Origin of the sequence: Microcoleus sp. MOSTC5, from assembly GCF_036701825.1 — a bacterium.
Classification (GTDB): Bacteria; Cyanobacteriota; Cyanobacteriia; order Cyanobacteriales; family Microcoleaceae; genus Microcoleus; species Microcoleus asticus.
The window spans coordinates 32,644-40,285 of the sequence record NZ_JAUBRK010000067.1 but is presented as its reverse complement, the minus strand read 5'-3'; the positions used below and the strand labels follow the sequence as shown (position 1 = coordinate 40,285).

At 47.9% G+C, this 7,642-nt stretch carries 6 protein-coding genes and 1 pseudogene; 2 read left to right on the top strand and 5 right to left on the bottom strand.

The window, feature by feature from the left end:
* Positions 1-397 precede the first annotated feature (397 nt).
* Positions 398-679: a YiaA/YiaB family inner membrane protein gene (locus QUA54_RS28130; RefSeq protein WP_172189332.1), complete on the top strand. Its 282-nt coding sequence runs from the start codon at positions 398-400 to the stop codon at positions 677-679.
* A 94-nt stretch (positions 680-773) separates the two neighbouring features.
* Here the strand turns inward: QUA54_RS28130 and QUA54_RS28125 are convergent, their stop codons facing one another.
* From QUA54_RS28125 to QUA54_RS28115, 3 genes are all read right to left on the bottom strand, one after another.
* Positions 774-1,244 carry a ferredoxin gene (locus tag QUA54_RS28125; protein ID WP_333417636.1) on the bottom strand — a complete coding sequence of 157 codons (471 nt, stop codon included), beginning with the start codon at positions 1,242-1,244 and terminating at the stop codon, positions 774-776.
* A 77-nt stretch (positions 1,245-1,321) separates the two neighbouring features.
* Positions 1,322-1,708, bottom strand: a complete 387-nt coding sequence (locus tag QUA54_RS28120; RefSeq protein WP_333417634.1) for a DUF1257 domain-containing protein — start codon at positions 1,706-1,708, stop codon at positions 1,322-1,324.
* Between the two features lie 39 nt (positions 1,709-1,747).
* Positions 1,748-1,957, bottom strand: coding sequence for a DUF2997 domain-containing protein (locus QUA54_RS28115; RefSeq protein WP_015176940.1), 210 nt, complete (start codon positions 1,955-1,957; stop codon positions 1,748-1,750).
* A 565-nt stretch (positions 1,958-2,522) separates the two neighbouring features.
* Between QUA54_RS28115 and QUA54_RS28110 the strand changes: the two are divergent.
* Positions 2,523-3,575: pseudogene (locus QUA54_RS28110) on the top strand (serine hydrolase domain-containing protein).
* Between the two features lie 193 nt (positions 3,576-3,768).
* Here the strand turns inward: QUA54_RS28110 and QUA54_RS28105 are convergent.
* Positions 3,769-5,061, bottom strand: coding sequence for a response regulator (locus tag QUA54_RS28105; RefSeq protein WP_333417632.1), 1,293 nt, complete (start codon positions 5,059-5,061; stop codon positions 3,769-3,771).
* Positions 5,062-5,119: 58 nt separating this feature from the next.
* A complete protein-coding gene (locus QUA54_RS28100; protein ID WP_333417630.1) occupies positions 5,120-7,630 on the bottom strand; it encodes an ATP-binding protein in 2,511 nt (836 codons plus the stop codon).
* Between the last annotated feature and the right edge of the window lie 12 nt (positions 7,631-7,642).

Here is a 7,642-nt window from a genome sequence, read left to right as displayed (position 1 = left end):
GGCTTATTATGTGAGGAAGACGAGTCTCTTGTTCATTTCCCACCCCCTGCTTTTTATAACTTTTTCAGCAAACCCTAGATAAGACCCGGCGGTTTCAACCGCTGTCGAGAGTCAAACGAAGTCTGCGGAGGCCGACTGGGAGAAGTAAGGTGCTCTTCGGCGCACCTTACGCTATTTTGAGAAAAAACTGGCTTTCCTTAGTGGAGTTTTCAAACTGTCCACTCGCTGCGAGTCTTCCTTGAGCCTCAAACCCTATTTACAGCGTTATAGTTTTTAGTAAAAAGTTCGATCGCACTGTTCACTTATCGAAACTGTCCCTTCTTCTCCTGACCGCTTCACTCACGCTATCTATTCTTTAAGTTAATCAACCAAAAGATATATTTGACTTAGAGGCACTATGCAGAAACAAATCATACGTCAAAAAGATACTAATGCTTGGATACTTCAGTGCTGGGTTTCTTTTATTGTTGCCCTTTCCGCAACTACTGTAGGTATCATTTATTTACAGGTAGACCCCTGGCAAAAAGCTTTTATGGGTATGGGTTTAACTTTTTCTGTCGGCTCGTCTTTTACTTTAGCAAAAACCATTCGGGATAACAACGAGGCAACAACATTAACTGCCAGAATCGACGAAGCTAGAGTTGAGAAAATTCTCGCTGAACACCATCCTCTCAAATAAATTTAATTATACAATGTATATAAAAAACAGCCCGGGCGGGCTGTTTTTGTTGTTTGAGCCACAGGTTTCAAGCTGCGGATGGGAATTGGGGATTTCAATTGCTACCTTTGAACTTACGATCGCCCAATTTAGCTTTTTTCCGCTGGCGACCACGGGCCCGAATCGTCGCATACTCCAGGGGAAAGCCAACGACAGGAATCACCTGATCCTTGCGTTCTTCTTCCAGATTCTTGAGTTCGGTGTAATCAACCCAGTGAATGCAATTCACCGGACAAGTGTCGATCGCCTCAGCAATCAACTCTTCAGAATCCCCGTCTTGTCGAACTACGCGCGATCGACCGTAATCCGGTTCAATATAAAAAGTATTGCGAGCAACGTGAGCGCAGTGCTTGCAGCCAATGCAGGTAATCTCATCAACATAGACACCTTTTTGGCGCAACACCCCGCCCAATTCCGGTTCCAAACCAGAGCGATCGGGCGCATCCCGCAAAAAACCTCCCAACTCCGGCTCTAAACCAGAGCGATCGCTTGCTGTATCTATTCCGAGTCCAGAAAGCTCAGACATTTAGACCCCCACAATAGTAAATAAGTCCGCGGAGGCGGACTTTGATGAGACAAGATTGCAAAAATCTCGCAAAATTATTAAGCGCACCAGCGCTGTACCACCAAGCGGAGCGAACCGTCTTGATTTTGCTTTTGCTCAGAAACTTGGAAACCCTGCTTAGCGCTTTCATTCACCACAGTATGGTAAGCGTAGCGCTGAGTCACCTTATTCAGAAAACGGTCTACAGACCAAGCTTGCTGCCAAAACTGCAAGTCAGCCACCAATTCATACTCAGTCCCGTTCCAGCTAAAACCGAGGTCGTAGCCGTTTTCTTGCTCAATAACCACCTCAGCGGTGCTGGTTAGGCCGCGATAGCCGCGCACCTCAGTCGGGCCCGACTTCCAGTCGATACCCAAGTCAGTTAAAGCAGCTTCCAAAGAATTCAAATTGCGGATCTGGGTCTTAATTTGGCTAAAGTGTGACATGGTGATTCCAAAAAAATTTAAGTGAACTCAACAAAAAAATTACCAATCGCTAAAAGCCACTTGGGCCGTCGCTTCGGCTGACTGATGCAGCGCTTGCGTGAAATATTCCGATGTTGACTCTTGATGAAGCACCACGCCGAGCTGAGCTTCAATTGCAGCCGTTACCTCAGCGCAGGAAGCACCGACAATGCCGGTGACTGTTTCCTGTACGCGGCCATCTGGATAGATCACAAACTCTAGTGTTTCCATAATCCGGGCTGACTGAATAGGAATAGTGAGATCAGACACCGACACCAGCAAGCCAGGGACGATGCCTCCTGAAGTAGCTTCTTGAGAGTTGGCTGACTGACAAAGCGCTATATCAATTTTGACGAATTGATAGGTTTTGAGTCACAACTTAACAGAAGTTATTAATAGGTAGAAGCAATACATCAGTTGTATGTAAAGTTTCGCGTAGATCGTGACATCAGTCAAGTCATACATGAGTGGCGAATATTAGCAACTGCTATTGGGGATCGATCGCGGGGGAGGGAGGATGTATCGCGAGATAGTAGGCCGAGGGTAAGGTGCCGTGTGCTTCGCCCTACAGATAGTAAGCTGTAGGGCATCTAAATTTTATTTTTCGGGCGGGCGGGACACCCCACAAGAATTCTATCGAAAGTGACGGTAAAACTTAGATGCCTCTGGGCTGATCTTTGCGTAAGTTTTGTAAACGTAAAATACGATCGCGCTTTAGATACCAACTTCTTAAAAAAGTCGGGGTTCTGGGTATTCGGTTTTTCCGGCGGAATTACTTATCAATTATTTTTAATTAATAATCCGGGCTTATCAATGTTTTGAGTCTAAAATCGATCGAACTACGCAAGATTATCTAAGCAAGAGAGAAAACCTGGCTTTAACGATCCGAGTAGTTGACCAAGGACATCATTACATCAAAGGATTTGGCAAGCTCAGCAACACCGATCCTGCTGTTCCTAATGCTGGTACAATTTACGAAATCGGTTCCGCGACAGAAGTATTTACACTAACATTTCTGGCTAAATTAGTGAATGATGGTAATGTCGAGCTAGACGCTCCGATTCGTCTCTATTTGCCCGTAGAAGTCATCAATCAGTTAAATCCTGCCGTCCAATCCATCACCCTGCAACAGTTAGCAATCCATACCTCTGGACTGCCGCGTTTGCCCGACCGTTTCCTTGCAGAAATCTCAAATCCTAGCAATCCTTACCTTCACTACACGGCGCAGGAAATGTATGCCGATCTAGCAGAAATCACGCTGCTGAACGAACCCGGTCAAAGCTACGAATTCTCTAACTTGGACATGGGCTTGTTAGGACATTTGTTAAGCCTAAAAACTTCCAAAGCTTATGAAAAATTAGTGACAGAAATCATTTGCCAGCCGCTGGGTATGACATATACGGCGATTCATCTGACACCGCAACAGCAGCAGTGCCTTGCGCCCGGTCATTCACCCGATGGAATGCTGACTTCAAAGTGAGATTTTGAGGTGATAGCTCCACCAAGAGCGTTTCGTTCGACATCTGAGAATTTGTTGAAGTTCCTGCAAGCTAATCTCAGTACAGCGAATACCCAAATGGGTGCGATTTTCGTGCGATCGCAATCACAATATCTTGAAGACACTGAAACTTTCTGTATGGGCTTAGATTGGCTGATTTCGACCCTACCGAATGAGCAAGTATTGTATTGGCATAACAGTTGTAGTGGCGGCTATACGAGCTTCATTAGTTTTGACAAAAGCGAGCAAATAGGAGTAGCTATCCTCTCGAATTACGGTGATGCAGCAAATGATGATTTATCGGTGGCTGAAATGGGAATAACGATATTAATGGAACTAGCTTCGCAGTAGCGCCAGCTAATAAATCCAGGACTTATGCAAAAAATAGTTGAATGCGTTCCGGTAGGGGTTAAGGTGCGTAATACACACCCTACAGTATTAGTTTGTGAGTAAGTCCTACTACCATAAAATCCTAATTAGTATTCTCTAATAGAAAAAGTATTCAAATTGATTGATAATTGTTGCGGCAACCGTAACCCTTCTTTTAAGCAACCTGTGCCATGACCTGCCGCACCGGAATCTGTACGATAAACTCAGTGCCCTTGTCCAGAGTGGAATCACACTCAATCTTGCCGCCGTGTTTTTCAGTGACGATTTGATGACTGATCGACAGTCCCAAACCAATGCCTTTGCCCACGGGTTTGGTGGTGAAGAACGGATCGAATAGTTTAGAGCGAATGAGTTCCGGGATACCGGCTCCATTATCGGCAATGCTAATCGCGATCGAGTTAGCACTACCGATCGAGGTGCTGATGGTAATGGTAGGTTGTTGGTTATCCCTGACACCTGATGTCTGCAAGGCATCGATCGCATTGCTGAGGATATTCATGAATACCTGGTTGAGTTGACTGGGGTGGCATTCGACCTCCGGTAATTGCCCGTAATTTTTGATGACTTCGATCGCCGGAAAATCGGGTCTGGCTTTCAGACGGTGTTGCAAAATCAACAGAGTGCTGTCGATACCGGCATGGATATCAACGGGTTTGCAGTCCGCTTCATCAAGGCGGGAGAAGTTGCGCAGGGAGAGCACCAGTTGGCCAATCCGATCGCTCCCCATTTTCATCGAACCCAGCATCTTCCACAAATCCTCTTGCAAAAATTCCAGCTCCAGGTATTCTGCCCGCTCTCGGATTTCTGCTACCGGATTGGGATAGTGCTTCTGGTACAGTTGCACCAACTCCAGCAGATCCTGAGTGTATTGTTTGACATAGTTCAGGTTGCCTTGAATGAAATTCACCGGGTTGTTGATTTCGTGTGCCACTCCCGCCACCAATTGGGCTAGGGCAGACATTTTTTCACCTTGCACTAGATGCACTTGGGCTTGCTTGAAACTTTCTAAGGCCTGGTTGAGTTCGTTGGTGCGCTGTTCCATGATCCGGGTGGCATTCCGCAGTTGGAGATGCACCCGAATCCGTGCCAAGACTTCTTCATGCTGAATCGGCTTGGTGATGTAGTCCACCGCACCCAGGCTCAGCCCTTTGACCTGATCCACCGAGTCGGAGAGGGCGGTCATGAAAATAACTGGAATATCGCGAGTGGCGGGATTAGCTTTGAGCCGCTGACAGGTTTCAAAGCCATCGATCCCTGGCATCATCACATCCAGCAAAATCAAATTGGGCTCAGACAATTGCACTCGTTGCAGGGCAGTTTCACCATTTTTGGCGATCGCCACCCGGTAGCCCTGTTCGCTCAACAAATCAAACAATACTTGCAGATTGGTTGGCGTATCATCTACGACTAAGATCGTGTTTTCTTGAGATATAGAATAGACTGACATCAGCAAACTCCTAAATATATTGAAGTGATGAATGGCCAATTGTAGATCGATAAAGTTGCTAAACCCGTGGCTCGATTAGATGCAGAATGGCTTCCTCATCAAACTGTTGACTCAGTTCTAGAACTCTGTTCGCAAAGGCAATATATTCCGGCGCTAATTTCTTCAAGCGATGGGCTTCCTGCTGGATATCGGTCATAAAACCACCCTGAGCCGCAGCATAAAGGGTTGCCAGTTCTGCAGCAGGCGGTATTATGATGCTAACCTCACCGGCGTTGCTGACAGCGAGTTGAGTCGCCTCTGTTTCGGTTTCGTAAATCCACTGCAATTCTAGATATCGCTGCAATTCGGCAAGCAACCCAGTAAACTCGATCGGTTTGGGGAAGAAGCTATTGCACCCTGCATCCAGACTTTCCTGTACATCCACCTGAGACAGAGTAGCAGGGGAGGCAATGATGGGAGTTTGGGCAAAGTCTGGCAGTTGTCGCAGGCGACGGGTCATTTCTAAGCCATCCATGATCGCCATATGTACATCGGTAATAATCAAGTCGGGTCGCGTCTGGATAGTGGTATCAAAACCTGCCTGCCCATTATCAGCTTCCGTCAGCTTAAAGCCCAGCGGTTCCAACATATTCACTGCCACCAGACGGTTTTCTTCGCGATCGTCAATGACCAGAATTTTGCGTCGTTCGCCCTGATAGCCAATAACTTTGTGGTTGGCGATCGCATTTTGTGTTGTCCAATCCGATGCTGGAAGCAACTCGATCTCAAACCAGAAACTGCTGCCCTGCCCCATTACACTCTCGACGTGAATTTCGCTGTCCATTTTCTGGATGATTTGTTGACCGATCGCAAGTCCTAGTCCAGTGCCTTCGATGTTGCGATCGCGTTTCCCTGCCTGCTCAAAGGGTAAGAAAATCGTGGATAGTTTTTCTGGGGCAATACCAATGCCAGTGTCTTTAATTTGGAAGCGAATTCTTGAAAGTTTTGAGTTTTGAGTTTTGAGTTCTGAGTTTGAGTCTTCTGACTCCACCGCTTCTACCCGAAACGTGACGGTGCCAAAGTCGGTAAATTTGACCGCATTGCTGAGCAGGTTGAGCAACACTTGCCGCAGGCGTTTGTCGTCAGCATGGACGGCAGTGGGCAGGTTGCTGGCGGGCTGGTAATGAAACTCTACACCTTTTTGCACTGCCTTGACGCGGCAAATATCCACAGTAGAAGAGAGGAAGTTAGCCAGATGGAAATCCTGGGGATAGAGTTCCATCTTTTGCACTTCCAGCTTGGACAGATCCAGAATGTCGTTGATCAGGGTGAGTAAATGGGAACCGCATTGATAAATCACCCCCAATCCTTTCATCTGTTTGGCGGTGGTGGCGGGGTCGCGCTGGAGGATTTGGGTATAGCCGAGGATGCCGTTGAGGGGGGTGCGGAGTTCGTGGTTCATGTTGGCAAGAAACTCGCTCTTGGTGCGGTTGGCGGCTTCGGCTGCTTCTTTTGCCCGCAATATCTCTAGTTCTACGGACTTGCGATCGCTAATATCGCGGCACACAGCAACTCCCCCTTTCAATGCACCGCTGGCATCTCTCAGAGGTCTGCTACTAGCTGTCAGCCAGAAGCCCTTTGGGGCCTGGGGATGACGACTAAAGATTTCCATATTGTCTACCTGCTCACCCCGAAGGGCCCGCACTAAGGGAATTTGCTCTGTTGGAAGCGGAGTTACCCCATCGGATAGAAACAGTCCATACTGCTCCGACCATTCTTCCGGCTGGCTGTCGGGTATTTTGCCAAACATCTGCTCGGCAGCGGGGTTAAACACCAGGAATCGACCGTTTTCATCGAGAACGAGCACGCCATCGCTCATGCTGTTGAGGATTAGTTGCAATAGGCCAGTCTGGTTTTGAAACGTCTGGTTACTTTGCTGAAGGTCGGTTTCGGCTTGATTCCGCTTCAGGATTTCATGGCAAATCAGGCGGTAAGTCCACAGAATAATTCCTAGGTTGAGGCCGATGCCCACCAGAAATGCCATCATTGCCAGAAGGGTTGTGTGGGTGGCAGCTTGCTGTTTCTGCCGCCACCCTACGATTTCGATCGCTTCGATCGGCTGGGTCAGCAGCGTAATCTCGTCGAGCAGTCGTGGGGGGGTGCGATCGATCGCGGCCGCCAGCCCTTTGGTGTCCCGGAGTTCCACGCCCTGCCGGAGTTCCCCCAGGCGGCGCAGGATAAATTCTTCCAGGCGCTTGGTAGCTGCCTGTTGGCGGGGATCGTTCTCTAGCAAGGTTTGCAATTGTCGCAATTCTTGATCGACATCGATCGTCCGAAGCCCAAATTTCCTGAAGTCATTTTTGTTTTGCGCGAGCAGGTATTGCCGCTGGATCTTTTCAGCATCCTGAAATGCACTGGTCAACGCTTCCAAACTATTGAGCGCTTTTAGATGTTGGGCGATCTGGCGGTTAGTTTCTAAGGTGCGGTTAGCGCTCCAAAATGCGATTCCACTCACTGCTAATGCCAGGAAAGTAGCTGCTCCCAGGCTCCCGGCAACGGTTTTGAGAAAGTTAGAGGGTTGTGTCATCATGTCTGTCTCGTG

Coding starts and splice junctions, on each gene's coding strand:
- QUA54_RS28130 (WP_172189332.1), top strand. CDS start 398: ATGCAGAAACAAATCATACGTCAAAAAGATACTAATGCTTGGATACTT.
- QUA54_RS28125 (WP_333417636.1), bottom strand. CDS start 1,244: ATGTCTGAGCTTTCTGGACTCGGAATAGATACAGCAAGCGATCGCTCT.
- QUA54_RS28120 (WP_333417634.1), bottom strand. CDS start 1,708: ATGTCACACTTTAGCCAAATTAAGACCCAGATCCGCAATTTGAATTCT.
- QUA54_RS28115 (WP_015176940.1), bottom strand. CDS start 1,957: ATGGAAACACTAGAGTTTGTGATCTATCCAGATGGCCGCGTACAGGAA.
- QUA54_RS28105 (WP_333417632.1), bottom strand. CDS start 5,061: ATGTCAGTCTATTCTATATCTCAAGAAAACACGATCTTAGTCGTAGAT.
- QUA54_RS28100 (WP_333417630.1), bottom strand. CDS start 7,630: ATGATGACACAACCCTCTAACTTTCTCAAAACCGTTGCCGGGAGCCTG.